Source organism: Agromyces sp. GQ35, from assembly GCF_059758475.1.
This window is the reverse complement of sequence record NZ_JCAXEO010000001.1, coordinates 2,032,065-2,055,957: the sequence shown is the minus strand read 5'-3', so window position 1 is coordinate 2,055,957 and position 23,893 is coordinate 2,032,065. Positions and strand designations below refer to the sequence as shown.

The 23,893-nt window shown below is 69.9% G+C and carries 31 protein-coding genes; 13 read left to right on the top strand and 18 right to left on the bottom strand.

The genetic code is table 11. The features are described 5' to 3' along the window. Positions 1 to 101: 101 nt before the first annotated feature. A complete protein-coding gene (locus tag AC6CH0_RS09555) occupies positions 102 to 1,538 on the bottom strand; it encodes a lipase maturation factor family protein (protein ID WP_498100089.1) in 1,437 nt (478 codons plus the stop codon). A 132-nt stretch (positions 1,539 to 1,670) separates the two neighbouring features. On the opposite strand from AC6CH0_RS09555, the gene AC6CH0_RS09550 reads away from it, so the two are divergent. Next, on the top strand, positions 1,671 to 2,552 hold the full coding sequence (locus AC6CH0_RS09550) for an AraC family transcriptional regulator (protein WP_498100087.1): 882 nt from the start codon (positions 1,671 to 1,673) through the stop codon (positions 2,550 to 2,552). A 20-nt stretch (positions 2,553 to 2,572) separates the two neighbouring features. Here the strand turns inward: AC6CH0_RS09550 and AC6CH0_RS09545 are convergent, their stop codons facing one another. Beyond that, the gene (locus AC6CH0_RS09545) at positions 2,573 to 4,012 is read right to left on the bottom strand and encodes a phytoene desaturase family protein (protein WP_498100085.1); all 1,440 of its coding nucleotides are present in this window, start codon (positions 4,010 to 4,012) and stop codon (positions 2,573 to 2,575) included. A 4-nt stretch (positions 4,013 to 4,016) separates the two neighbouring features. After that, positions 4,017 to 4,745: an NUDIX hydrolase gene (locus AC6CH0_RS09540; RefSeq protein ID WP_498100083.1), complete on the bottom strand. Its 729-nt coding sequence runs from the start codon at positions 4,743 to 4,745 to the stop codon at positions 4,017 to 4,019. A 58-nt stretch (positions 4,746 to 4,803) separates the two neighbouring features. Between AC6CH0_RS09540 and AC6CH0_RS09535 the strand changes: the two genes are divergently transcribed. Continuing rightward, positions 4,804 to 5,661 (top strand): MBL fold metallo-hydrolase, encoded by an 858-nt coding sequence (locus tag AC6CH0_RS09535; RefSeq protein ID WP_498100081.1) that lies wholly within the window; start codon positions 4,804 to 4,806, stop codon positions 5,659 to 5,661. Between the two features lie 75 nt (positions 5,662 to 5,736). Here AC6CH0_RS09535 and AC6CH0_RS09530 read toward each other — a convergent pair whose 3' ends face one another. After that, positions 5,737 to 6,309 (bottom strand): NADPH-dependent F420 reductase, encoded by a 573-nt coding sequence (locus AC6CH0_RS09530; protein ID WP_498100079.1) that lies wholly within the window; start codon positions 6,307 to 6,309, stop codon positions 5,737 to 5,739. A 100-nt stretch (positions 6,310 to 6,409) separates the two neighbouring features. Between AC6CH0_RS09530 and AC6CH0_RS09525 the strand changes: the two genes are divergently transcribed. Next, the gene (locus AC6CH0_RS09525) at positions 6,410 to 6,949 is read left to right on the top strand and encodes a MarR family winged helix-turn-helix transcriptional regulator (RefSeq protein WP_498100077.1); all 540 of its coding nucleotides are present in this window, start codon (positions 6,410 to 6,412) and stop codon (positions 6,947 to 6,949) included. Here the strand turns inward: AC6CH0_RS09525 and AC6CH0_RS09520 are convergent, their stop codons facing one another. After that, complete coding sequence (locus tag AC6CH0_RS09520) at positions 6,950 to 7,513, bottom strand: dihydrofolate reductase family protein (protein ID WP_498100075.1); 564 nt, start codon at positions 7,511 to 7,513, stop codon at positions 6,950 to 6,952. It lies immediately after the preceding gene. A 303-nt stretch (positions 7,514 to 7,816) separates the two neighbouring features. Here AC6CH0_RS09520 and AC6CH0_RS09515 point away from each other — a divergent pair, with 303 nt between their 5' ends. After that, the gene (locus tag AC6CH0_RS09515) at positions 7,817 to 8,554 is read left to right on the top strand and encodes an SDR family NAD(P)-dependent oxidoreductase (protein ID WP_498100073.1); all 738 of its coding nucleotides are present in this window, start codon (positions 7,817 to 7,819) and stop codon (positions 8,552 to 8,554) included. 36 nt (positions 8,555 to 8,590) lie between these two features. Here the strand turns inward: AC6CH0_RS09515 and AC6CH0_RS09510 are convergent, their stop codons facing one another. Then, positions 8,591 to 8,893, bottom strand: coding sequence for a DUF1540 domain-containing protein (locus tag AC6CH0_RS09510; RefSeq protein WP_498100071.1), 303 nt, complete (start codon positions 8,891 to 8,893; stop codon positions 8,591 to 8,593). A gap of 176 nt (positions 8,894 to 9,069) precedes the next feature. Between AC6CH0_RS09510 and AC6CH0_RS09505 the strand changes: the two genes are divergently transcribed. Beyond that, the gene (locus tag AC6CH0_RS09505) at positions 9,070 to 9,552 is read left to right on the top strand and encodes a hypothetical protein (RefSeq protein ID WP_498100069.1); all 483 of its coding nucleotides are present in this window, start codon (positions 9,070 to 9,072) and stop codon (positions 9,550 to 9,552) included. Positions 9,553 to 9,590: 38 nt separating this feature from the next. On the opposite strand, the gene AC6CH0_RS09500 is transcribed toward AC6CH0_RS09505, so the two are convergent. Then, positions 9,591 to 10,535 (bottom strand): cytochrome b/b6 domain-containing protein, encoded by a 945-nt coding sequence (locus AC6CH0_RS09500; RefSeq protein WP_498100067.1) that lies wholly within the window; start codon positions 10,533 to 10,535, stop codon positions 9,591 to 9,593. Positions 10,536 to 10,712: 177 nt separating this feature from the next. Here AC6CH0_RS09500 and AC6CH0_RS09495 point away from each other — a divergent pair, with 177 nt between their 5' ends. Together AC6CH0_RS09495 and AC6CH0_RS09490 are read left to right on the top strand one after the other, a co-directional pair. Further along, positions 10,713 to 11,354, top strand: coding sequence for a ClpP family protease (locus tag AC6CH0_RS09495; protein ID WP_498100065.1), 642 nt, complete (start codon positions 10,713 to 10,715; stop codon positions 11,352 to 11,354). Next, a complete protein-coding gene (locus tag AC6CH0_RS09490; protein ID WP_498100063.1) occupies positions 11,351 to 11,968 on the top strand; it encodes a ClpP family protease in 618 nt (205 codons plus the stop codon). The genes AC6CH0_RS09495 and AC6CH0_RS09490 overlap by 4 nt, the downstream gene beginning before the upstream one ends. A gap of 99 nt (positions 11,969 to 12,067) precedes the next feature. Here the strand turns inward: AC6CH0_RS09490 and AC6CH0_RS09485 are convergent, their stop codons facing one another. Together AC6CH0_RS09485 and AC6CH0_RS09480 are read right to left on the bottom strand one after the other, a co-directional pair. After that, positions 12,068 to 12,553 carry a helix-turn-helix domain-containing protein gene (locus tag AC6CH0_RS09485; protein WP_498100061.1) on the bottom strand — a complete coding sequence of 162 codons (486 nt, stop codon included), beginning with the start codon at positions 12,551 to 12,553 and terminating at the stop codon, positions 12,068 to 12,070. Positions 12,554 to 12,624: 71 nt separating this feature from the next. Beyond that, positions 12,625 to 12,864 carry a hypothetical protein gene (locus AC6CH0_RS09480; RefSeq protein ID WP_498100059.1) on the bottom strand — a complete coding sequence of 80 codons (240 nt, stop codon included), beginning with the start codon at positions 12,862 to 12,864 and terminating at the stop codon, positions 12,625 to 12,627. A 170-nt stretch (positions 12,865 to 13,034) separates the two neighbouring features. Here AC6CH0_RS09480 and AC6CH0_RS09475 point away from each other — a divergent pair, with 170 nt between their 5' ends. Both AC6CH0_RS09475 and AC6CH0_RS09470 read left to right on the top strand, forming a co-directional pair. Then, positions 13,035 to 13,514 carry a hypothetical protein gene (locus AC6CH0_RS09475; protein ID WP_498100057.1) on the top strand — a complete coding sequence of 160 codons (480 nt, stop codon included), beginning with the start codon at positions 13,035 to 13,037 and terminating at the stop codon, positions 13,512 to 13,514. A gap of 13 nt (positions 13,515 to 13,527) precedes the next feature. Then, positions 13,528 to 13,950: a hypothetical protein gene (locus AC6CH0_RS09470; RefSeq protein WP_498100055.1), complete on the top strand. Its 423-nt coding sequence runs from the start codon at positions 13,528 to 13,530 to the stop codon at positions 13,948 to 13,950. Positions 13,951 to 14,250: 300 nt separating this feature from the next. Here AC6CH0_RS09470 and AC6CH0_RS09465 read toward each other — a convergent pair whose 3' ends face one another. Beyond that, entirely contained in the window at positions 14,251 to 14,889 is a 639-nt protein-coding gene (locus tag AC6CH0_RS09465; RefSeq protein ID WP_498100053.1) for an SDR family oxidoreductase, read from the bottom strand. Positions 14,890 to 14,963: 74 nt separating this feature from the next. Between AC6CH0_RS09465 and AC6CH0_RS09460 the strand changes: the two genes are divergently transcribed. Continuing rightward, on the top strand, positions 14,964 to 15,461 hold the full coding sequence (locus AC6CH0_RS09460) for an NUDIX hydrolase (protein ID WP_498100051.1): 498 nt from the start codon (positions 14,964 to 14,966) through the stop codon (positions 15,459 to 15,461). Between the two features lie 35 nt (positions 15,462 to 15,496). Here AC6CH0_RS09460 and AC6CH0_RS09455 read toward each other — a convergent pair whose 3' ends face one another. Continuing rightward, positions 15,497 to 16,192: an NAD-dependent deacylase gene (locus tag AC6CH0_RS09455; RefSeq protein WP_498100049.1), complete on the bottom strand. Its 696-nt coding sequence runs from the start codon at positions 16,190 to 16,192 to the stop codon at positions 15,497 to 15,499. Positions 16,193 to 16,317: 125 nt separating this feature from the next. Between AC6CH0_RS09455 and AC6CH0_RS09450 the strand changes: the two genes are divergently transcribed. Then, positions 16,318 to 17,226, top strand: coding sequence for a transposase (locus AC6CH0_RS09450; RefSeq protein ID WP_498100047.1), 909 nt, complete (start codon positions 16,318 to 16,320; stop codon positions 17,224 to 17,226). Between the two features lie 13 nt (positions 17,227 to 17,239). On the opposite strand, the gene AC6CH0_RS09445 is transcribed toward AC6CH0_RS09450, so the two are convergent. Next, entirely contained in the window at positions 17,240 to 18,031 is a 792-nt protein-coding gene (locus AC6CH0_RS09445) for an SDR family NAD(P)-dependent oxidoreductase (protein ID WP_498100045.1), read from the bottom strand. A 106-nt stretch (positions 18,032 to 18,137) separates the two neighbouring features. Between AC6CH0_RS09445 and AC6CH0_RS09440 the strand changes: the two genes are divergently transcribed. After that, positions 18,138 to 18,644 (top strand): MarR family winged helix-turn-helix transcriptional regulator, encoded by a 507-nt coding sequence (locus AC6CH0_RS09440; RefSeq protein WP_498100043.1) that lies wholly within the window; start codon positions 18,138 to 18,140, stop codon positions 18,642 to 18,644. Positions 18,645 to 18,778: 134 nt separating this feature from the next. Here AC6CH0_RS09440 and AC6CH0_RS09435 read toward each other — a convergent pair whose 3' ends face one another. Further along, positions 18,779 to 19,351 (bottom strand): TetR/AcrR family transcriptional regulator, encoded by a 573-nt coding sequence (locus tag AC6CH0_RS09435; RefSeq protein ID WP_498100041.1) that lies wholly within the window; start codon positions 19,349 to 19,351, stop codon positions 18,779 to 18,781. A gap of 124 nt (positions 19,352 to 19,475) precedes the next feature. Here AC6CH0_RS09435 and AC6CH0_RS09430 point away from each other — a divergent pair, with 124 nt between their 5' ends. Then, complete coding sequence (locus AC6CH0_RS09430) at positions 19,476 to 20,306, top strand: alpha/beta hydrolase (protein WP_498100039.1); 831 nt, start codon at positions 19,476 to 19,478, stop codon at positions 20,304 to 20,306. Positions 20,307 to 20,364: 58 nt separating this feature from the next. Here AC6CH0_RS09430 and AC6CH0_RS09425 read toward each other — a convergent pair whose 3' ends face one another. From AC6CH0_RS09425 to AC6CH0_RS09405, 5 genes are read right to left on the bottom strand one after another with little or no spacing between them, the layout of a single operon-like run. Next, positions 20,365 to 20,559: a hypothetical protein gene (locus AC6CH0_RS09425; protein ID WP_498100037.1), complete on the bottom strand. Its 195-nt coding sequence runs from the start codon at positions 20,557 to 20,559 to the stop codon at positions 20,365 to 20,367. Between the two features lie 29 nt (positions 20,560 to 20,588). Continuing rightward, positions 20,589 to 21,194, bottom strand: a complete 606-nt coding sequence (locus tag AC6CH0_RS09420; RefSeq protein WP_498100035.1) for a class I SAM-dependent methyltransferase — start codon at positions 21,192 to 21,194, stop codon at positions 20,589 to 20,591. Between the two features lie 31 nt (positions 21,195 to 21,225). After that, positions 21,226 to 22,005: a YesL family protein gene (locus tag AC6CH0_RS09415; RefSeq protein WP_498100033.1), complete on the bottom strand. Its 780-nt coding sequence runs from the start codon at positions 22,003 to 22,005 to the stop codon at positions 21,226 to 21,228. Positions 22,006 to 22,010: 5 nt separating this feature from the next. After that, a complete protein-coding gene (locus tag AC6CH0_RS09410; RefSeq protein WP_498100031.1) occupies positions 22,011 to 22,952 on the bottom strand; it encodes a carbohydrate ABC transporter permease in 942 nt (313 codons plus the stop codon). After that, on the bottom strand, positions 22,952 to 23,872 hold the full coding sequence (locus tag AC6CH0_RS09405; protein WP_498100029.1) for a carbohydrate ABC transporter permease: 921 nt from the start codon (positions 23,870 to 23,872) through the stop codon (positions 22,952 to 22,954). The genes AC6CH0_RS09410 and AC6CH0_RS09405 overlap by 1 nt, the downstream gene beginning before the upstream one ends. Between the last annotated feature and the right edge of the window lie 21 nt (positions 23,873 to 23,893).

Here is a 23,893-nt window from a genome sequence, read left to right as displayed (position 1 = left end):
CCGGTGAAACGGTGGCGGCGCCGGGTGAACAGGCGGGGTGGCGTGGTCGACGTGTCGGCGACGGATCGGGGAACGCTCGCCCCGACTGCAGGTTCGTCCGGTCAGCGCAGGCTCGACGGCGCAACGACGTCGCCCTCGAGCGAGCGCACCCAGCGCTCCCCCGTCGTGCGGAACTCGGCATGCGTCGAGAAGCGGTAGTGGTACGCCCTCACCCGCACCCATCGCGGGGCGACCCCGTCGAACGGGTCGCTGCGCAACAGCGCGAGCGTCGGGGCATCCGCTTCGAGCAGGCGGGCGAGGAACACCTCGAACCACGGTTCCCACCGGTGACCGAGCGGTAGAAACCACATCAGCCAGTCGAGCCGCAGATGGTACGGCGCCCACTGCCGAGGCACCCGCCGCACGTCGCCCGGTTTGCCCTTGAACCCGTACTCCCGCCACTCGTCATCGCCTGGCGACTCGGCCAGCGTGCCTTCGACGACGTACTCGATGCGCCGCTTCGTCACCGTGCCGAAGGCGCCGTAGGCGTTCACGAGCATCCACCGGTTGAACGACGCGTTCATGAGCTGTCGGCGCGACAGCAGGTTGCGCACCGGCCAGTAACTGAGCACGACGAGCACAGCGGATGCCGCGAGCACCACGATCGCCCACCAGGACGGAGTCGCCGCGGCATCCGTGCCGAGATCCGCAGGAATCGCCGGAATCACCCGGTGCCACGCCGAGTCCGTGATGGCGGATGCCGCGAGCACGACGGTGATCCAGTTCAGCCAGGCGAAGTTGCCGGTGACGATGAGCCACAACTGGGTGAGGATCACGATGGCCGCGGCGCTCGAACCGACCGGCCCGGGCACGAACAGCAGGAACGGCACGATGAGCTGCGCGAAATGATTGCCGAGCACCTCGCCCTTGTGGAACCAGCGCGGCAGCAGGTGCGCCTGCCGGCTCAGCGGATTCGGCATCGGCTGAGTCTCGTGGTGGTACGTGAGTGCCGTCAGGTCGCGCCACTCCCGCCCACCGCGGATCTTGATCATGCCGGCGCCGAACTCGAGCCGGAACACGAGCCACCAGGTCAGCACGATGATCGTGAGCGGCGGCGGTGACCCGTTCGAGCCCAGGAACCCCACCGTGAAGAGCGCCTCGCAGAGGAGCATCTCCCAGCCGAAGCCGTAGAAGGTCTGGCCGACGTTCACGATCGAGAGGTAGAGCATCCAGAGGGCGAGGAAGACGAGGAGCGGCACCCATGGCGGGCCGAGCTGCGGCAATCCGACGACGACGGATGCCGCGAGCACGAGCCCGGCGACCGTGACGGCGACGAGCCGGCGGTCGGTGTAGCCCCACCGGAACACGCTCGGTCCGCGCAGGCGCGGCGCGAGCCTGAGCAGTTCGGGCACCGGCAGCAGTCCGTGCTCGCCGAGCAGCGGCCGGAATTGGTTCAGGGTCGACAGGAACGCGACGAAGGCGAGCGCCGCCACCCCGCGCTGCAGAATCTGGCGCGCGATCTCGTAGTCGTGCGCCTCGAACCAGCCGCCCCAGTCCACCCCCTCACGCTACGCCCGCCGTGCGAGTTGCGGTCGGCGCAGTCCCGACGCCGGTGCTGCGATCGAATCGAACCGCGATAGTTGGGTGTGAGATCGGGTCGATGAGCAGGCTTGATGCGGAAAGGGGAAACCGTGATCGCAGTTCTGAACCGAGTCGTCGAGTTCATCGAGGAGCACCTCACCGAGGAGATCGACGTCGCCGGCCTGACGAGCGAGCTCGGCACCACGGAGTATCACGTTCGCCGGATGTTCTCGTCGCTGGCCGGCATGCCGTTGTCCGAGTACGTTCGGCGGCGGCGCATGACCGTCGCCGCAGCCGATGTGCTCGAAGAGCGTGATCTGCTGGGCACTGCGGTGCGCTTCGGCTACGGCTCCGCTGAAGCCTTCAGCCGCGCGTTCCGGGCGGTGCACGGCATCAGCCCCGGCGATGCACGCCGAGACGGTGGCCCCCTTCGCACTCAACCACAGCTCAGGTTCCGCCTGACGATAGAAGGGAACACCACGATGGACACTCGTATCGCAGATCAGCCGGCCTTCCGGCTCGTCGGCCACACGGCGCGCGTGCCGCTCATTCACGACGGCCCCAACCCGCGCATCCAAGCGTTCATCGCCTCGCTGCCCGAAGCGGAGCACCTCCGCCTCAAGTCGCTGGGCGACACCGAGCCGGCCGGCCTGCTGCAGGTGAGTGCCGACGTCGACCCCGACTACACGGAGGGCAGCGAACTGACGTACCTGCACGGCGTCGCCGTCAACCAGGGAACGGCGGTGCCCGCAGACCTCGACACGATCGAGGTCCCGGCCGGTGCGTGGGCGGTGTTCCGTACCTCGGGGCCGTACCCGGCGGCGCTCCAGTCCACATGGTCGGCGACGGCCTCCGACTGGTTCCCCTCGAACCCCTGGCGACTGAGGCCCGGCCCGTCGATCGTGGCCATCCTCGACCGCGCCGCCGACTTCAGCACCGCGACCTCCGAGCTGTGGCTGCCGGTCGAGCGCTCCGAAGGGCGAGAGGAGTAGCCGGCCGCCGAGCACACTGCTCAGCGGATGCCGAAGCGCTCCCGGAGGGCGAGCTTCGCGGCGAACCATCCGTTCATGCCGTGCACCGCAGGCCCCGGCGGCGTCGCGCTCGAACAGAGGTACACCCCGTCGACCGGGGTGCGCCACGGCGCCGTCGACACCACCGGCCGCTTCACCAACTGCCGCAGCGTCAGCTCGCCCGAGTAGATGTCACCACCGATGTAGTTCGCGTTGTACCGCCCGACCTCGACGGCCGAACTCGCGGCCGAGGCGAGCACGACGTCGCGGAACCCCGGCGCGAAGCGTTCGACCTCGGCGGTGATGAGGTCGGTGGCATCGAGCGTCGAGCCGGCCGGCACGTGAGTGTACGCCCAGAGCACGTGCCGGCCCGCGGGCGCTCGGCTCGGGTCGGCGACCGTGGGCTGGGTCACGAGCACGTACGGATGCCGCGCGCCGCCGTCCGCCCCGCGCACGCCGGGCTGGAATCCGCGGTGCACCGCGTTCTCGGCAGCCGCGATCTCGGCACGAGACCCGCCGAGGTGCACCGTGGGCGCGAGCCGCACGTCGGGATTCGCCCACGGCACCGGCCCGCTGAGAGCGAAGTCGACCTTCGCGACACCAGAGCCGTAGCGGTAGCGCCGAAGCGCTCGCGCGTATCCCGCCGGCAGATCGGCGGTGAAGAGCAGTTCGGGCGAGGTGTCGAGCAGTACCGCGCGGGAGTCGGACACCTCTGAGATGGAGGTCACCGGGGCATCCGTGACGATCTCTCCGCCACGCTCGCGCAGCTCGTCGGCCAGGGCATCGGCGATGGCCTGCGAACCGCCGAGCGGCACCCCCCAGCCGACGCCGTGACCGTGCATCGCGAGCAACAGCCCGGCGCCCGCGCCCGAGAGCGACGGCATCGGCCCTGCGGCGTGCGCCACGACGCCGGTCAGCAGTGCCGGCGCGAGGTCGCCGCCGAAGCGCGTGTTCCACATCTGGGTGCCTTGTTCGAGCGAACGCAGGCCGAACAGTGCGGCGGCGATCGGGTCACGGGGCACGCGCAGCAGCTGCGAACCAGTGAAGTCCACGACGCCGCGGCTGCGAGCCAGCAACGGTGCGAGCAGTCGCCGCCACGCTGCTCCGTCGCGACCGAGCCCCTCGACGGTGCGGTCGAGATCGCGCCACGCGACGCCGGCCCGCCCGCCGTCGAGCGGGTGCGCGTACGACACCTCGGGCACTACCCAGCCGACACGGTCGAGCAGGCCGAGTTTCTTGAACACCGGTGAGGCGAGGCCGGCCGGATGCACGGCCGAGCACACGTCGTGCCGGAACCCCGGCAGCGTGAGCTCGGCGGTGCGCAGCCCGCCGCCGATCGTGGGCGCGGCCTCGAGCACTCGCACCGAGAGGCCGGCGCGAGCGGCGATCACGGCGGCGACGAGACCGTTGGGTCCGCTGCCGACGACGGTGACGTCGGTCATGTCATCAGAACGAGTTGAGGTAGACCCAGGGCAGCCGGTCCATCACGAGCCGGTGGCGGTTGCCGTCTGCGTCGGGCGCATCGTCGGGCACGGCAGGCTCGCGCTCGCGGAGCTGCTCGGCGTCGGCGTACTCGTCGTCCTCCTGCCAGAGGATCGTCGAACCGCCGTCGGCGACTCGCGCGACGTACGGCCGCACCTCGCCCGAACGCAGTTCGTCGAGTGCCTCCTCGACGGATGCCGCCTGCGCCAGCCCGTGCAACGTCACCCAGGTCGGCGGCCAGAGCGTCATCGACCCGGCCGTGTGCCGGTCGAGCGCGTCGACCGGCCGCAGCCACTCCGCCGCGGCGACCTCGTCGGGGGCGAGCCGCAGCTCGCCGTCGGGCATGCGCACGGCGAAGAACGTCGTGGTGAGCTGCTTCGGCGAGTTCGCCGGCGGAGTCCAGTGCGAGAACGGCACGAGCTCGGCGGGGTCGATCACGAGACCGACCTCTTCGAGGGTCTCGCGCGCGGCGGCCCGCCGGGCGGCGTCGATGCCGTCGATGGGGTCGCCCGCGGCATCCGCTTCGTCGACCGCGCCGCCCGGGAAGACCCAGGCGCCCGCGAACGATCCCCGATCGCGTGGGCGCTCGGCGAGGAGCACCTCGAGGCCACGTTCGCCGTCGCGCAACAGCACGACGGTCGCAGCAGAACCCGTGGCCGCGGGATCGGTCAATGATTCGAGATCGCTGTCCATGCCCTTCAGACTAGGCCGCGTGCGGCCGCGACGCACGGGTGCCGGATACACTTCCGGCATGGATCTGGCCGACGCCCCCGGCGAGCGCGTGTCGGCTTTCGCGCGCCTCGTGCTCGCACCGAACGCCGGGCCGATGACGCTCGACGGCACGAACTCGTACCTGCTTCGCGCGGGCGGCGCGGCAGGCGTCGTCGTGGTCGACCCGGGTCCGGCCGATGCCGCGCACCTCACGGCGCTCGCCGCCGCGGGCCGCGTCGAGCTCGTGCTCGTCACGCATCACCATGCCGACCACACCGAAGCGCTCGGCGAGTTCCACGCGATGACGGATGCTCCGGTGCGCGCGATCGACCCGGCACTCTGCTTCGGCGGGGCACCACTCGCCGACGGCGAGCGCATCCGCGCCGCCGGTCTCGAGATCGACGTGCTCGCGACGCCCGGGCATACGGCCGACTCGGCGTGCTTCTCGCTGCCGGCCGACCGCCTCGACGGCGCGGATGGTGCCGTCGATGCCGGCGGCACGCACTCGCACGGCGCTCGCGGCACGGTGCTCACCGGCGACACGATTCTCGGGCGCGGCACGACGATCATCGCCGATCCCGACGGCGCCCTGGGTCCGTATCTCGACTCGCTCGAGCGGCTCCGGGCGCTCGGCACACCGCGGCCGGTCGGCGTGCTGCCCGGGCACGGGCCGGTGCTGCCCGACCTCGCAGCGATCTGCGACGCGTACCTCGCGCACCGCGCCGAGCGGCTCGAGCAGGTGCGCGCGGCGTTGCGGCACCTCGGCGCCGACGCCCAGTACGACGCGGTCACCGACCTCGTGTACGCCGACACGGATGCCTCGGTGCGAACGGCGGCCGAGGCATCCGTTCGGGCGCAACTGGCCTACCTGCGGCAGCAGTCGTCCGCCTCGGAGTGAACGAATCCCGCCCGAGGCAACGGATTCGTTGACTCGGACGGGATTCATCGGCTCTGACGCCGCGCTCTGGTCAGCTCACGCGACGAGGGCGAGGCCCGCGTTCCAGGCGACCTTCTCCTGCACGGCGAGGGTGAGCTGCAGGAAGCCGACCGCTTCGAGTTCACGGGCTCGCGAGAGGCGACCGGCGTCGACCGCGTCGACGCCGCCGGCGCGCACGACCTCGGCGAGCGCCTGCTTTGCTGCATCGTCGTCACCCGCGATGAGCACGGTCGTCGGGTTCGCGCCGACGGACTTCGAGGTGAGCGTTGCGGCGAAGTTCGTGTTGAACGCCTTGAGCACGGTGGAGTCGGGCAGCGCCGCGGCGAGTTCGTTCGCCGAGGAGCCGTCGGCCGGCACGACCAGGCTGTCGAAGGTCTCGAAGTTCAACGGGTTCGTGATGTCGACGACGATCTTGCCGGCGAGTTCGGCGCCGCGCGCCGCGACGATCTCGGCGAGAGCGGGGTGCGGCACGGCGAGCACCACGATGTCGCCGGTGATCTGATCTGCGGTGTCGCGCCCGACGAACTGCGCGGTGTTGCCGCCCGCTGCCACGATGCCTCCGATGGCCGTGCCCATGTTGCCGTTTCCGATGATGCTGACGGTCGTCATGACTTCCTTTCCGCGCCGTTCGACGCGATTACTTGTTTCGACAACTATCACCCTAGGCCCAATCAGTTGTCGCGTCAACCAATGCGGTAGACTCTCAGGCATGACGGATGACACGCGGTGGCTCGCCCCCGAGGAGTCGGCGGCGTGGGTGCGACTCGTCGCGGTGGCCGAACTGCTCCCCGGCGCGCTCGACGCGCAGCTGCTGCGTGACGCCGGGCTCACCCACTTCGAGTACGTCGCCCTCATGGCGATCGCGGAGGCGCCCGCCCGCACCGTCCGTATGACCGAGCTCGCCTCGCGCACGAACGCGACACTCCCCCGCCTCTCGCACGTCGCGAAGCGTCTTGAGGAGCGCGGACTCATCACACGCTTCCCGTGCCCCGAAGACCGGCGTGCGACCAACGCGCGCATCACCGACGCCGGTCTCGGTCTCATCGCCGACGCCGCGCCCGGGCACGTCGAGACCGTTCGCGCGAACGTGCTCGACGCGCTGTCTCCCGACCAACTCGAGCAGCTCTACGACATCGCCGGCGCGGTGCTCTCCCGACTCGACCCAGACGAACGCCTCACCGCGACCTCGTGCCAGTTCAGCGAGGGCCCGGTCGTCGACGGCGAGCGTCTCCAGTCCCCCGCTCGGTAGTCACGGTCGCGTGGGCCGGTATCGCAGGGCGACCGCCCCCGAGCGGAACTCGTGGCGGTCCACGAGCTCGAGCTGGATGCGCTCGCGCAGACCGGCGAGCAACGTCGGCCCGTGTCCGGCGATGACCGGCTGAACAACGAACTCGTACTCATCGATCAGTCCCAGATCTGCCAACGCCATGGGGAGCGTCACGCCACCCACCCACAGGCCCTCGCCTGGCTCCTGCTTGAGTCGCTGAACCGCTGACCCCAAGTCGCCTCGCACCAACTCGGAATTCCAATCGACCGCGCTCAGCGTGCTCGACACGACGTACTTCTTCGCCCGGTCGATGGTCTCGGCGAACGGGATCTCCCACTCGTCCATCCAGTCAGGCCACGTGCCCGTGGCCGGCTGCCGCCACGCCGACTCCATCATCTCGTAGGTCACCCGGCCGAAGAGCAGGGCATCGGCTCGCTCCATCTCAGCGGTCCAGTAGCGCATCGACTCCTCGTCGGGCGGCAGCCCTGCCTCGTGATGGCAGCAGCCGTCGAGCGTGACGTTGATCGAGTATCGAAGTGCTCTCATCTCGTTGCTCCCCCTTGATGCGCGCCGCGCGTTCACCGGACGGTACCCAGACGTCTGCCGGCACCACTGTCTCATCAGCGCCCCGATCGCATCAACCCACAACCATCGTGAGGCGAAGCCGACCGCAGACCGAGCGTTCGGACGCACGCGAGCAGAGCCCGTGTGCTCGCACTCCATCGCGGAAATGCGACCTCAGCCATGCGACGTCCGAATCGCGCCAGATCGCCGTCGTCGATCAGCGCAGGATCGGAAGCACGACTCGAACCGGCGCCTGCCGCCGGACAGGAGGGATGTACCCATTCCATGAGCACCATCGCATTGGTCACCGGCGGAAACCGCGGACTCGGTCTCGCAACAGCGACCGCCCTCGCCCGCTCCGGGGCCACCGTCATCATCGCCGGACGCGACCTCGACGCCGTCGGCGCTGCGGCCGACACCCTGCGCGCGCAGGGATTGCACGCAGAGCCGTTGATGATGGATGTCGCCTCGGCGACGAGCGTCGCGGCCGGCGCTGAGGCGATCGACGCGCGCCACGGTCGCCTCGACATCCTCGTGAACAACGCCGGCATCCTCCCCGAGGCGACGAGCGCAGGCGACCACGAGTTCGTCGACCTGGGCGCGTTCGCGCGCACGTTCGAGACGAACGTTCTCGGAGTGGCGACGGTCACCGAGAAGTTCCTGCCGCTGCTCCGCCGCAGCGACGCCGGCCGCATCGTCAACGTCTCGTCGACGATGGGTTCGTTGAGCGATCAGTCGGATGCGAGTTCGCCGTACTACTCGAGCGTCGTGCCCGCGTACCAAGCGTCGAAGGCCGCGGTGAACAGCATGACGATCGGGCTCAGCAAGCAGCTCGCGGGCACGCGGCTCAAGGTCACCGCGGTGTGCCCGGGCTGGGTGCAGACCGACCTCGCTCCCGGCAACCGGGAGCAGGCGCCGACGAGCGCCGATGAAGCGGCCCGCATCGTCGTGACCGCGGCGACACTTCCGGAGCACGCCGAGTCGGGCACGTTCGTCAGCAGCGCAGGCCCGGTCGCGTGGTGAGCGCGGTCGAGCGCTGCGCGGTCACGTGGTGAGGCGTCAGCGCGGGTCGTACGTGAGGCAGTCGGCGTCGACGGCGCCGGGGCCGACTCGCACCGAGGGCGCGGTGCACTCGAGCGAGGAATTGTGCACGCACTCGGCGCGCTGGCAGGCGCCCACGTGGGTCAGCACCTTGTCGAGGCCGCCCTTCGTGCTGAGGGGAATGAATGTCGCACACTCCGCGTCGCCGACGGACCCGCCGATCGTGACGGCCGCGGCATGGCAGTGGGAATGATCGTTGTAGGAGCATCCGGACACCGAACATTCGGCGACGGCGGGCAGTTCGTCGAGCGTCATGCTCATGGTGGACCTCCCAGTGGGTGACGACCTCGTTGTCGGCGATGCTACGCCCGTGCACGCTCGCCGCGCAGCATCCGGCCGCTGATTTTCCGCAGATCAAGGGGACTTTTTTCTGAGGAGAGCCTTACCTATCCAGTGTTCGGCGCCAGATGTCGGAGGCATGCAGGAGGCTTGCCTCCATGGCATCCGACGACTTCGAGTTCCTCTACGGCGAGTGGCACGTACGCAACCGCAAGCTGCGCGACGTCACCGATCCCGACTGCACCGAGTGGGTCGAGTTCGACGCGACCGCCGAGGTGTATCCGATCCTCGACGGCGCCGGGCACGTCGACCGCATGATCGTGCCCGCAGCGCCTGACGGCGGAGCATTCGAGGGGTTCACTCTGCGTCTCTACGAGCCCGGTGCCGACCTCTGGCGCATCTGGTGGAGCTCCTCGCGGTTCCCCGGAGTGCTCGACACCCCCGTCGAAGGCCGGTTCACCGACGGGCACGGCGTGTTCGAGGCCGACTTCGAGCTCCGCGGTGCGCCCGCCCGCGAGCGCTTCGAGTGGATCACGAGCGACCCCGAGCATCCGCACTGGCAGCAATCGTTCTCGCGCGACGGGGGCGCGACCTGGCAGCCGCCGAACTGGCACATGCACCTCACGCGCCGAGCGTCGTAGCCGGCGCAGCCTTCGGGGCGGTCGAGCAGGTCAGCCGCTCAGCGTGAGACGGTACCCGTGCGCTCGGCGATCGGCTTCAACACCGCCGGGCGCACGGCGAACCAGCCCGCGATCAAGACCACGAGCGAGACCGCGAAGACGGTGAAGCCGAGCCACGATGCGTCGTCACGGCTCGCGTACATGGCATCGAGGTTCCGCAGCGCACCCGTGGCGAAGACGAGCACGACGTGCACGATGACGAACGCCACGAAGGCGAGCATCACGGGGTAATGCACCGCTCGCGCGAGCGACGCGGGATAGAGCGCGTTGAGCCGTTCGGCCCGCTGCGGCCAGACCGACGAGAGGCGAAGGCCGGTGATCACGGCGAGCGGCGCGACGATGAAGACGATCGCGAAGTAGGTGAGCACCTGCAGGCTGTTGTAGTTCACCCAGGCGTGCTCGATCGGCCAGTTCAGCGACGCGTACTGCAGCGCCGCCGAGACGGCGTTCGGCCAGATGTCCCAGCTCGTCGGCACGATGCGCATCCACTGACCGGTGACGAACAGCAGCACGATGAAGACGACGCCGTTGAGCACCCAGAGCACGTCGATCGCGTAGTGCAGCCACAGGTAGATGCTGATCTTCCACGGCGGATTCTTCGTGCGCACGAGTCCGTTGTTGCCCCGCACCCATCGCGCCGGCGGCCGCCCGCCCTTGCGCAGCAGCAGCCCCGTGCGCACGAGGAGTACGAGGAAGAACCCGTTGAGGAAGTGCTGCCAGCCGATCCACGCGGGAATGCCGACGGGCGCCCCGTCGGGCAGCGGCGTCGTACCGGGATACCGCCCGATGAACTCCTGCACCGCCGGTTGACCGCGCAGCCAGATCGCCAGCAGCACGACGGCGACGAGCAGCGCCACCCCGATCGGCACGACCCAGACGAGGGGCAGCCACCGAGTGCGCCGACGGGTCGCGTGATGCGCGGTCGGGTCGGTGAGGCGGGTCACCGACACATTTTGACATGACGCTCCGTGCGCGCGCCGACGGCCATGACCCGAAGTGTCACGGATGCCGCGGCGCGCCCGCGGCCCTCGGCAGCTCCGCTCTCGGCAGCACTGCTCAGGGCAGCACTGCCGTCAGCGGCATCCGCCCCGCACCCGGCCTGGCGCGCGCAGTCTGGATGCATGAGCGACCACGATTCCCCACCGTTCCTTCCCATCGACGCCGAGCTCACGAAGCGTCTCTTCCACGAGCGCATCATCGTGCTCGGCGACGAACTCGATCAGGCCGGCGGCAATCGGCTCTGTGCGCAGCTCGTCACGCTGGCGGCCGACGACCCGCGCCGCGACATCCGCTTCTGGATCAACTCCCCCGGCGGGTCGGTCGCAGCGATGCTCGCCATCGCCGATGTCATCCGCTCGATCCCGAACGACGTCTCGACGATCGCGGTCGGCATCGCGGCGAGCGCCGGCCAGTTCCTGCTCTCGGCCGGCACGCCGGGCAAGCGCTTCGCGCTGCCGCACGCCCGCATCCTGATGCACCAGGGCTCGGCGGGTATCGGAGGCACGGCCGTCGACGTCGAGTTGCAGGCCGACGACCTGCGCTACACCCGCGACACCGTGCTCGGCCTCGTGTCGGAGTTCACCGGCCAGCCCGTCGAACGCATCGCCGAGGACTCCCTGCGCGACCGCTGGTACACGGCGGCCGAAGCGGTGGACTACGGCTTCATCGACCGCATCGCCGACGGCTTCGGCGAGATGTTCCCGCAGGGTCAGCGCCCCCAACTCGGGCTGCAGGCCAACACCGGAATGGGAGTGCCCGCATGACCAGTTACACGATCCCCTACGTCGTCGAGAAGCGCGGCAACAGCGAGCGCTCGCTCGACGTCTACAGCCGGCTGCTCTCGGACCGCATCGTCTACCTCGGCACCGAGATCGACGACGGCGTCGCGAATGTGCTCATCGCGCAATTCCTGCACCTCGCCTCGGAGTCGAGCGAGACGCCGATCAGCCTCTACCTGAACTCGCCGGGCGGTTCGCCGGGGGCGGCCCTCGCGGTGTACGACACGATGCAGCACATCCGACCGGATGTCGCGACGACGTGCGTCGGCCAGGCCGGTGGGCCGGCCGCCGTGCTGCTCGCGGGCGGCGCGAAGGGGCAGCGGGCGATCCTGCCGCACGGGCGGGTCGTGCTGCACCAGCCGTCGACGCAGGGGCGGGGCACCATCCCCGACCTCATCCTGCACGCCGATGAGGTCGTGCGCGTGCGCGCCGAGCTCGAGGCCGCCCTCGCCGCAGACACCGGCCGCGAGGCGTCCGCGCTGCGCCACGACACCGATCGCGACCTCATCCTGCCGGCGGTGGCCGCCGTCGAGTACGGTCTCGCCGATCACGTCCTGACGCGGCAGGTGCTCGTGGGCGGCGGCGCCGGGCGCGGGTAGCCGGGCGCGAGTAGCCGGGCGCGGTCGCTCAGCCCGGCGCGTCTCGCGCGGGCTCCCAACGGCGGCGCCGGGGTGCTCGGCAGCCCGCGACCTGCGGGCTCAGGCGGCGAGCAGGTACGCGTCGAGCACCGCGGGCGCGAACGGCGCGCCGGGCACGACGGCGAGCGGATGCTCCGAGCCGACGTCGTACGGAGCGACCGCGTCGGCCCGGAACGCGAACGACGCCTCGACACGCAACAGCTCGCGTCGCTCCGCCTCCGTGCGCTCGGCCCGCTGCCGTTCGCCGAGCAGCGTTCCGACGCGCTGCACGACATCGATCAATTCGAGCCCCAGCGCTTCGGCGACCGAGCCGAGCACCTCTGATGACGGCTCCTTGCGGCCCCGCTCGATCTCGGAGAGGTACTGCGGCGAGACGCCGGCGGTCGCCGCCACCTCGGTCAGGATTCGCTCCTGCCCGAGGCGTTCGCCCCGCAGCACCTCGCCGAGCGCATGCCTCCAGAGCGGCTTCGATGCGCCGTTCTTCGGGGTGCGCGACTCCGCCGCACGCCCGCCCGTTGCCCGTGTGAACTCGACGACGTTGCCCATGCCCAGAGGCTAGCCGTGGCATCCGCTCGCCGTCAGGTCGATCCGCTCAGAGCAGAACGACTGGTCGGCGCCTACGCAGGAGGATTGTCGGGATCGAGGGTCTCGACCGAATCCGCCTCCACCGCGTTGTCGGCTTCGAGCTCGTTGCGGTCGTCGCCCTGCGTCGCGGCATGCGTCGCGGCGTCCTCCTCCGCGGTCTCCATGTCGTCGGCGGCGGTGCGCTCCTCGGCATCGTTCGGCTCAGCGACGTTCAGCGGGTCGCGACGCTGCGTCACGCCTCGCGCATCGGTCGGGTCTTGTGGGTCAGTCATGGTTCCTCCGCAGTGGTTGCCTCCAGCGTGCGCGGGCGCAGCGACATCCGTCAACCGCTTGACGCACGCGGCGCGCACGTTCATCGATTCGCTGCCCACGCGACACCGCTCCGTGAGATGGTGGGAGCGACCGAGCCCGAATCGGGCGCCGAGACGAAGGGACACCGCAGATGGGCTTGTTCGACAAGGCGAAGAACGCATTCACGCAGCCCGGGGCGCAGGGGCAGGCGGCCGGTCAAGACTGGGCGGCGCAGGCGCAGGCTGCTCAAGAGCTCGCGAACCAGGCGATGCGCGATGCCGGATACACCGATGGCGCCCCCGTCACGATGGCGAACGCGAGCGAGGTGAGCGCCGCGATGTCGGCCGACCACGACGTGCTGAACGCCTACGGTCAGGAGCTCAACCGCATCATCGCGGTCGGTCAGCCCGGCACCTCGGTGATCCGCAGCGCGGTCGACACCGGCGAGCGCATCTCGGGCAACCCCTGGTACCAGCTCGAGATCGAGGTGACCCTGCCCGGTCGGGAACCGTACACCGTGCAGAAGCGCGAGATGCTCGCGCCGCAGTTCCTCGCCAGCTACGCCGAGGGCAGCGTGCACGACATCGCGGTCGACCCGGCCGACCCGAACAAGACCGCCTTCACGAGCTGACCGGGTCGGCATCATGGGCGTGTTCCGCGACCTCTTCCGCCTCACCAAGGCGGGTTACACCCAGTCGGTCAACACCGACTACCGCGAGAACCTGCGCCAGTCGGCCGACTTGGCTGAGCAGTTCGCGGGCGTCGGGCCGAATGACGTGACCGGCACGCACGGCGCGGCCGTCGCCAACCCGTTCACCAACATGGCCGCCTACGGACAGATGATCCAGGGTTCCGGCACCGTCGTCGCGCTCGCCGACACGGGCAAGCGCCTCGGCGAGACGGTCGTGTACGAGGTGCAGCTCGACGTCACGCTGCCGGGTGAGTCGACCTATCGCACGGTGTACCAGACGGTCATCGCCGAGGGGGCGTTGCACAACTGGCAGCCGGGCTCGGTGCTGCCGGTGCGGGTCAGCCCGAACGACCGGAACTCGGTGATGCTCGGCTGAGCCCGCCCCGCCCCGCCCCGCCGGGCCGGCCGGGGCCGACCCGGGCCCGAAATGCTGGCGGTCGACCCCGGCCGCGTGCAGAATGAACGCCAAACGCGAAAGGTGTGCGATGTCGACGGAATTCGTGCTGTGGTCGATTCTCGGTCTGATCGGAGCGGTCGCCGGGGTGCTGCTGGTCGCGGCGCTCTGGGCGCTCGTGCGCCGGCCCCGCGAGCACTGAGCGCTCACCGAACCGTTCCGGGGCGCGCCCGCGCAGCGGTGCGCTCCCGGTCAACCGAGGGCGGGCCAGCCGAGCGCGACTCAGCCGAGCGCCTCGGCGATCGGCGTGCTGCCGCTGTTGAAGCGGATGGTGCGACGAGCGGTGTGCGGCCGTTCGAGCACGGCAGCCGCGACCGCGGCGACATCCGCTCGATCGACGGAGCTGCTCTCGGTCGCGGTGACGTCGATGCGTCCCGTTCCGTCGCCGTCGGTGAGCCTGCTCGGGCCGAGGATGGTCCAGTCGAGCTGCGTCTGCTCGAGATGCTCGTCGGCGACGGCCTTCGCCTCGGCGTAAGCGTGGAACGAGTTCGACTCGGGCACCGAGTGGTCGGGCGACTCGAAGTAGGAGACCATCACGTAGCGCGGCACCTCGGCGCGTTCGGCCGCCCGCATCGATCGGATCGCCGCGTCGCGATCGACCGCGAAGGTGCGCTTCGGATCGCCGCCCCCTGCACCGGCCGACCAGACGACGGCATCGTGGCCGCGGATGAGATCGACGAGCCCATCGATGTCGAGTCGCTCGATGTCGGCGACGACCGCCCTGGCACCCGTGGCCTCGATGTCGGGGGTGTGTTCGGCGTTGCGGATCACGGCGTCGACCTCGTCTCCGCGCTCGACGAGCAGTCGTTCGAGCTGCAGTGCGACTCTGCCGTGCCCGCCGATGACGATGATGCGTGCCATGTGCTTCTCCTTCGTGGGTTCACGTCAACGCTACTCCCGGGTGCGCCGGGCCTGGCCGGGGCGGTGCGTCCGCCGTGCCGGTGACGAGCGCCGGCGTGCTGCTCTACCGGCGGCCGGCCGAGACCGAGACCGGCACCGAGGTCTTCATCGCGCACATGGGCGGGCCGTTCTGGGCACGAAAGCACGAGGGAGCGTGGACGATCCCGAAGGGCGAGGTCGGCGTCGACGCCGACGGCACCCCCGAGGAGCTGCTGGTCGCCGCGGCGCGGGAGTTCACGGAGGAGATCGGCGTGCCGCCGCCGGCGCTCGAGTACCTCGATCTCGGCGGCTTCCGCTACTCCTCCGGCAAGATCGTGCACGTGTTCGCCGGCGAAGCGCCCGACTTCGAGATCGAGGAGCTGACGAGCAACACCTTCGAGATGGAGTGGCCGCCGCGGTCGGGACGCAACCGGTCGTTCCCCGAGGTCGATGAGGCCCGGTGGGTACGCGTCGGCGACGCCCGCGAACTCCTCACGAAGGGCCAGCGACCGGCGCTCGGTGCGCTCGAGCAGCACCTCTCGACGGTCGGCTGAGCGGCCGGTGAGCGGCGAGCGGATGCCGCTGAGGCTCACGCCGTCGCGCTGAGCACCTCGTCGGCCCAGGCCGGCACCACCACGCTGGCCGGTCCGAGTCGCGACTCGTCGAACAGCGATGAGACCTCGCTCGCTGCAAGGTTCAGCTCGAGCGTGCGGGCACCGTATTCGGTCGCCGTCCAGACGAATCCCGCTGCCGGATACACCGCGCCCGACGTGCCGATGGCGACGAAGAGATCGCACGCCGCGAGCGCGGCCTCGATGCGGTCGAGCTCGTACGGCATCTCGCCGAACCAGACGACGTCGGGGCGCAGCGTCCGCTCACCGCAGACCGGGCACGGAGGTCGTTCGACGAGATCGGCCGGCACGGGAGACCTCGCGCCGCACGAGACGCAGAGGGCCGAGCCGAGTTCGCCGTGCATGTGCACGACCCGCGTGGATCCTGCACTCTCGTGCAGGTCGTCGATGTTCTGCGTGACGAGCAGCAGCTCGTCACCGAGTCGCTGCTCGAGCCGGGCGAGTGCCTCGTGCGCCGGGTTGGGCAGTGCGGCCGCCACGGCGTGCCGGCGCGCGTCGTAGAAGCGCTGCACCAGCTCGGGGTCACGCTCGAACCCCTCGGGCGTCGCGACGTCGTCGACGCGGTGGCCCTCCCAGAGCCCGCCGGCGTCGCGGAACGTCGGAACGCCGCTCTCGGCCGAGATGCCGGCGCCGGTCAGCACGACGATTCGCATGCGTCCATTAGATCGCGGATGCCGCCGAGATCACGGATGCCGCGTGCGCCGCTGCACTGCGGACGGCGGACGGCGGACGGCGGGCCGCCCTTCCTCCCCGCCGCCCGATCCGCGAGGATGAGTGCGTGCCCGGGCAAACGCCGATCGACGTCGCTGCAGAGCTGTACGCGCTGCTCCCCGACGCGTTCACGGCGGCGCGCAACGACCGCGCGAAGGCCGCCAAGGTCGACGACCGCGAGCTCGCCGATGCCGTGCAGGCGTTGCGGCGACCGTCGCCTGCCGCGTGGCTCGTCAACCAGCTCGTGCGGCACCGCACCGATCAGGTCGACTCGATCATCGAGCTCGGCGAGCGCCTGCGCGACGCGCAAGACGACCTCGACGCCGACACGCTCGCGCAGTTCGCGCGGCAGCGCCGGCAACTCGTCGCCGCGCTCGCCCGCGATGCCGGCGAGCTCGCCGAGGAACTCGGCAATCCGGTGCGCACCCCCGTGCTCGACGAGGTCGCGCAGACCGTGCAGGCTGCGATGTCGGATGCCGCCGCTGCCGACGCCGTGCGCAGCGGACGACTCGTGCGAGCACTCGAGGCCGTCGGCCGCGAGGTGGATCTCGACGGCGCCGTCGCCGGCGGGGCAGCGTCGCCCGCCGGCCGGGGTGCGTCGCGGTCGCGTGACGGTTCCCGGCCGGCACGCTCGGGTTCGGCGAAGCACGACGAGGGTACGAAGGAGGCTGAGCGCGCCCGCGAGGCGAAGGCGAGAGAGCGCGCTGAACGCGAAGCACGCGAGGCGGAGGAGCGAGCTGTCGAGGCCGAACGGGCACTCGACGAGCTCGATTCCCGCATTGCTGCCCTCCGCCGGCTCGTCGACGAACGCGCTCAGGAGCGCGACGAGCTCGAGGAGCGGCTGCGCCGGGTCGAAGGCGAGCTCGCCGATGCCGAGCACGAGCTGCGGCCGCTCGGCCGCGAGCACGATCGCGCGACCAGGTCGGCTCGCGAGGCACGAGCCGCCGCCGACGAGGCGCAGGCCGCGCTCGAGTGACGGCGCCCAGCGATCAGAGCATCGCCGTCAAGACCCCGCCGTCCGCCCGCAGGGCGGCTCCGTTCGTCGCCGACGACAGCGGACTCGCCAAGTAGAGCACCAGGTTCGCGAGCTCACCGGGCTCGATGAACCGCTCGAGCAGCGAGGTCGCAGTGCCCGACATGATCGCCGCCTTGAGATCGTCGGGCGAGATGCCCTGTGCCTGCGCGATCTGGTGCACCGTCTCTGCGACGCCGGAGGAGTAGGTCGGTCCACCGAGGATCGTGTTCACGGTGACTCCCGTTCCTCGGGTGAGCTTCGCCAGGCCGTTGCTCAGGGCGAGCATGGCTGCTTTCGTGACGCCGTAGTGCACCATGTCGGCAGGGACGTTGACGCCCGACTCGCTTCCGATGAAGATGATGCGCCCGGCGCCCTTGGCCAGCATCGACGTCATCACGTGCCTCGAGAGTCGCACGCCGCTCATGACGTTGACGTCGAAATACCGCTGCCAGGTGTCGTCATCGATGTCTTCGAAGGCCGCGAGCTCGAACAGTCCGACGTTGTTCACCAGGATGTCCAGGTCGTCGAGCGCGTTCGCGAGCCGGCTCACCTGATCTGCGTCATCGAAGTCGGCGGCGATTCCCGAGAGCTCGGCGCCGGGTACCTGTTTCGTCAGTTCCCGGACCGCGCGCTGCACACCCTCCTCGGTCCGACCGTTGATGACGACTGTTGCGCCTTCCATGAGAAGACCCCGCGCGATCGCGGAGCCGATGCCGTGCGTCGACCCGCTCACGAACGCCTTCTTTCCCGTCAGTTGCAGATCCACGATGCTCCCATTCACTTTCCCAGTAAAGTCACACGCCAGCCTACTGACTTGATTGATCAAGTCAAACCGGCCACGAACGACTCGCCTTCTCCCGTAGTCTGCTGCTATGTCGGATCAGAACCCGCCCTCGACTCTGAGCGGCGACGACCTCGCGACCTGGGCTTCTCTCGCGACCGTGCTCGAATGGCTGCCGGCGGCGCTCGACGCCCAGTTGCTTCGAGACGCCGAGGTGACGCACTTCGAGTACGGCATCCTGTTCGCGCTCGCCAATGCTCGCGACCGCACACTTCGCATGAGCGTGCTCGCCGACTACGCGAACAGCTCGCTGTCGAGGCTGTCGCGCGCCGCGAAGCGCTTGGAAGACCGCGCGTGGATGCAGCGCAGGCCCGACCCCGACGATGGCCGCTACACACTCGCAATCCTGACCGAGCAGGGGGTGGCGAAATTCGACGCAGCCACCCCGGGTCACGTGCAGACGGTGAATCAGCTCGTTCTCCAGCCGCTGACCGCGTCTCAACGGCGGCAACTGCTCGAGATCAGTCGGCGCATCCAGCGCGCCATTCGGCAGGACGCTGCCTGGCAGCCGCCATCGGAGACCGACCGCGTGCGGTGAGTCGCTCCCGCGGGCGCCACTCGAATTGCAACGCTGGCGGCCATCTACGCGCACGGCCAGAGTTGGAGACGACCGGCTCACCGGCAGAAGTCGGCCTCGCCTGACCGACGCGGGCCATGTGCACGGAGTGCGGGTCAGACCGCGGTGCGCGCGGCCGCGGCGAGGAACGCCGGACGCACCCGCTCCCATCCGTCGAGGTAGCCGCCGACCATGGCCGCGTCGCGCAGCAGCACGAGCTGCCCGGCGGCGGTCGCGGCATCCTTCACCTCAGCCGCGGTGAGCAACGACTCGAGCTCGGAGCGGAACCAGGCTCGATGCCGCGCGACCGTCTGGCGCACGCCGCTGTCGGCATCGGGGTATTCGGCGGCGGCGTTGATGAACGGGCAGCCGCGCGTGTGGTGTCGGGCGACGTCGTCGGCGAGCGCCTCGATGACGAGGCCGACGAGCGGCTTCGGTTCGGCCCCGGATGCCTCGGCTGCCGCGAACGCACCGCGGATGTTCGCGTCTTCGACGCCGAGGTACGCCTCGACGAGGTCCTCCTTGCCCGGGAAGTGCCGGTAGAACGTCGCCCGGGTGACGCCGGCCTCGCCGATGATGCGGTCGACGCCGACCGAGTGGATGCCCTCGCGATAGAAGAGCTCGGACGCGGTGCGCAGCAAGCGCTCGCGCGCCTCGGAGGCGCCCGCAGAAGTCGTTCGAGTGGCCATACGGAAAATGATAGAACGATCTTTCTCTTTTTGCTTGACACGAGCCACGCCTCGGCGTAACTTCACAGACAGAGACAGAACGATCGTTCTACTTTTACCGAACGAAGTCACCCAAGGAGAGATCATGAACGCCACCAAGACCCCCATCGTCCTCATCCACGGACTCTGGATGACCCCGAAGAGCTGGAACACCTGGGCCGAGTACTTCCGGGCCCGCGGCCACGAGGTCATCGTTCCCGGCTGGCCCGGCATCGACGACCGCGAGGTCGCCGACATCCGCTCGAACGCCGAAGCGCTCAAGGGCATCGGCCTGCAGCAGATCGCCGATCACTACGAGCGCATCATCCGCGCCCTCCCCGAGAAGCCGATCATCATGGGCCACTCCTTCGGCGGCCTGCTCACCCAGATGCTCGCCGACCGCGGCCTCGGCGTCGCCTACGTGGGTGTCACGCCCGGCCAGCCCGCCGGCATCACGACGTTGCCGCCGTCGACGCTTCGCACCGGCTTCCCGATCCTCGCCAACCCGTTCGACAGGAACGGCGCGAAGCCCATCTCGAAGGCGCACTTCCACTTCACCTTCGGCAACGACCTCGACCGCGCGGCATCCGATCGGCTCTGGGACGAGTTCGCCGTGAACTCCTACAACCGGGTGTTCTTCGAGGGCGTCGCGGGTGCGTTCAACGAGCGGGGCGGCGTCAGCCACGTCGACTACGGCCGCGCCGACCGCGCGCCGCTGCTCGTCATCACCGGCGAGATCGACCACGTCGTGCCGCCGGCCATCGGACGGGCCATCGTGAAGAAGTACCGGGCCACCGGCAGCCGCGCGATCGTCGACTACCGGGAATTCCCGGGCCGCACGCACCGCATCGTCAGCCAGGACGGCTGGCAGGAGGTCGCCGAGTACGCCCTCACCTGGGCGACCGAGCACGCCGAGGCGACCATGCGCACGGCGTGACCGAAGATCGCGGAGATCGCGGACGGCGCGGAAGCTTCGGCTCCGCGCCGTCGCCGCGTCAGCGCTCGATCGAGTCCCGGTCGCCCCGCCGCGCGAAGACGCTGCGCAGTACGAAGAACACGATGACCGCCACCACGGCCACGATGCCGAGCTTGACGATGAACCAGAGCACGCTGAACACCACGTCGACGAGGAACCAGGCGATGACGACGGCGGCGATCACGCCGAGAACGGTCCAGACGGTGCGGCTCATGGTTCGAGGCTAGTCGAGCGACGGATGCCTCACGGCGCGTGCCCGTCGAAGAGCAGCGTCGGCACCGGGCCGAACGGCGCCGAGCGAACCCGCAGCTGCCGCGCCTCGTCGGCCAGGAATCCCGCATCGGCGAGCGCCCGCCGGGTGTCGCGGTCCCAGTGGCATCCGTGGTGGAACCGCGCGGTGAACGGCGTCGCGACCCGCTGCACGAGCCGCTTGACGGTGCGCGGCGGCGCGACCACGTGGTCGATGAACACGACCCGACCGCCGGGCGCGAGCACCCGTCGCACCTCGGCGAGCGCCGCGGCCAGGTCGCCGACCGAGCAGAGCACATAGGTGCCGACCACCGCGTCGACGGAGCCGTCGGGCAGCGGAATCGCCTCGGCCTTCGCGTCGAACGGCTCGGCGGCGTGCCCCCACTCGCGAGCGCGGGTCGCGAGCTCGGCACGGCGAGGCGCATCGGGTTCGAGGCCGAGCCAGGAGACATCCGGATGCAGCGCCCCGAAGTTCTCGCCCTCGCCGGCGCCGATCTCGAGTACGCGACCGCGCACGCGGCCGACGAACTCTCGTTCGAGCTCGTCGAGCTCGTCATCGCCGACGAGGTCGGTCGACGCGGGAGCGGAAGGGTGTTCCATCCCGCCATGCGAGCACGTCGACGGGCTCGCGTCAACCTCGTCGGTCGAGACCGGCGTGCTCCGGCTCGGAGACGGCGTCGAGCTCGCGCTGTTCGACCGGCACGAGCGTCGCGATCACCGCCGCGGAGTTCGCCTGCAGCACGAGCAGCGCGAATCCCGTCAGTGCGAGCAGCCCGATGGCGGGCTGCGCGAGCACGACCATGGCCCACACGGCGAGCACCACGAGCGAGAGCGCGCTGAGCAGCGGCCGTCGCACCGCGAGGTACAGGCCCGCCTTCACGGCCGCGAACGCCCCGACCCGCGCCGGGGTCCGCAGCCGCGAGGCGAGCATGGCGAGCGCGTGCAGCGTACCGGCTGCGGCGATGGCGCCCACCACGACGGTGACCGGGCCGATCAGCGCGGCGAACGGCGAGCCCCAGATGACCCCGATGTCGACGACGAGCACCCCGGCGAGTGCGATGAACGTCGCCCAGATCGTGAGCGCCGGAACCGCCAGCGACGGCCACGCGCGGAAGTAGTCGCGGAACGGCGCCACGTCGGCCGCGGTCTTCGCGTCTGCGAACACGGCGAATCCCGCGGCGATCGCCGGCCCCAGCGGCAACGTGCAGAGGAGCAGGAACGGCCAGGCCTCGAGGGGCTGCGCGAGCGAGGCGACCGCGACGACGAGCGGCAGCACGCCGACCGCCACGGTGCTCATTCCCACGCCGAGCGCCAGGTAGAGGGTCTCGAAGAGCGACTGGAACGCCGACGCCGACGGGGCGAGGAACCGCCGCACGGGCCCCCGCGCGGAGCCCCCACCCGTCGCCTCCATGCGGCTCACCCCTTCAGTCCGCTCGTCGCGATGCCCTGGATGAAGTGCTTCTGCCCGAGGAGGAACACGATCACGATCGGGACGACCGAGATCACCGAGCCGGTCATGATCATCGCGTACTGCGCGTCGAACTGCCCGACGAAGGAGCGCAGCCCGAGCTGCACCGTCCAGAGGTCATTGCTCGTGAAGTAGATGAACGGGCCCATGTAGTCGTTCCAGACGGTGACGAACGTGAGCAGTCCGAGGCTCGCGAGGGCCGGTTTCGAGAGCGGCAGGATGATGCGCGCCCAGATGCCGTACTCGCTCATGCCGTCGATGCGGGCGGCCTCGACGAGCTCGTCGGGGATCGTCAGGTAGTACTGGCGCATGAGGAACACCCCGAACGCGCCGAACGCCTGCAACAGGATGATCGAGAGGTGCGTGTTCACGAGCCCGGCCTGCTGCATCATGATGTACTGCGGAATCATGTAGGCCTGCCACGGCACCGCGATCGTCGCGATGTAGGCGACGAAGAGCACGTCGCGGCCCGGGAAGCGGAGCTTCGCGAAGCCGTATGCCGCGAAGCTGCCGGTGAGCAGCTGCAGGAAGGTGATCACGATCGCGAGGAACATCGAGTTCTTGAGGTAGTTCGCGAGCGGGATGCGGGTCCAGATGTCGACGTAGTTCGACCACACGAACTCGGTCGGAATCCACTGGGTCGGGATCTGGAACACCTGGTTGTCGTGCTTCAGCGACGACGAGATCATCCAGAAGAACGGGACGAATACGAGCCCCACCACGACGGCGAGCAGCGCGTAGAGCGCCGCCTGCTTCGCCGAGGGCAGCCGCCGTCCGCGCCGAGGCGTGCGCCCGACGGCCCGGTCGGCGTCGGGAGCGGTCATCGCCGCCGTGACGGTCGACTCGAAGGCGCCCAACCGGGTCTCGTCGTCGAGCCTGGTGTCGGTCATCACTGCTCCTTGCGCTTCTGCAGGGTGAACTGCGCGGCCGTGAAGGCCAGCACGATCACGAAGAGGACGAGGGCGATGGCCGAGGAGTATCCGAATCGGTTCTCGACGATGCCCTCACGGTAGATGAGTTGCGAGAGCACCGTGGTCGCTCGTCCGGGCCCGCCGTCGGTCATGACGACGATCAGGTCGAAGACCTTGAAGCTCGAGATGGTGATCATCACCAGAACGAAGAAGGTCGTGGGCCGCAGCGACGGGAGGGTGATGCTCCAGAAGCGCTGCCACGCGTTCGCGCCGTCGACCTCGGCGGCCTCGTAGTACTCGGTGGGGATGGCCTGCAATCCGGTCAGGTACAGCACCATGTAGTACCCCATGTCGCGCCACACGCTCGTGATGATCACGGCCGGCATGGCCCACGCGGAGCTCGAGGTCCAGCCGGGCGGGTCGGCGACGCCGAAGAACTCCAGCACCTGGTTGATCGGGCCGGCCGTCGGGTTGAACAGCATGTTCCACACCACCGCGACCGCGACGAGCGAGGTCACGTACGGGAAGAACATCGCGGTGCGGAAGAAGCCGAGGCCCCTGAGCTTGCGGTTGAGCAGCAGGGCGAGCCCGAGCGCCGCCGCCATCGTGAGCGGGATGTGGCCGATCGCGTAGTAGGCGGTGTTGCCGAGTGCGATCCAGAACGTCTGGTCGCGCGCGAGGCGCTCGAAGTTGTCGAGGCCGACCCACTCGGGCGGGGTGAAGGAGTCCCACTCCATGAAGGCGAGCACGAGGGCGCCGACCATCGGCACGAGGGTGAGCAGGGCGAAACCCGCGAAGTTCGGCAGGATGAAGCTCCAGCCGACGGCGATGTCGCGGAGTCGACGCCGGCGCTTCGCGCGCTCGCGGGATGCGGGCGCCGCCGGGGCGGTGACGGCCATGGGGGGGGTCCTTCCGGGTTG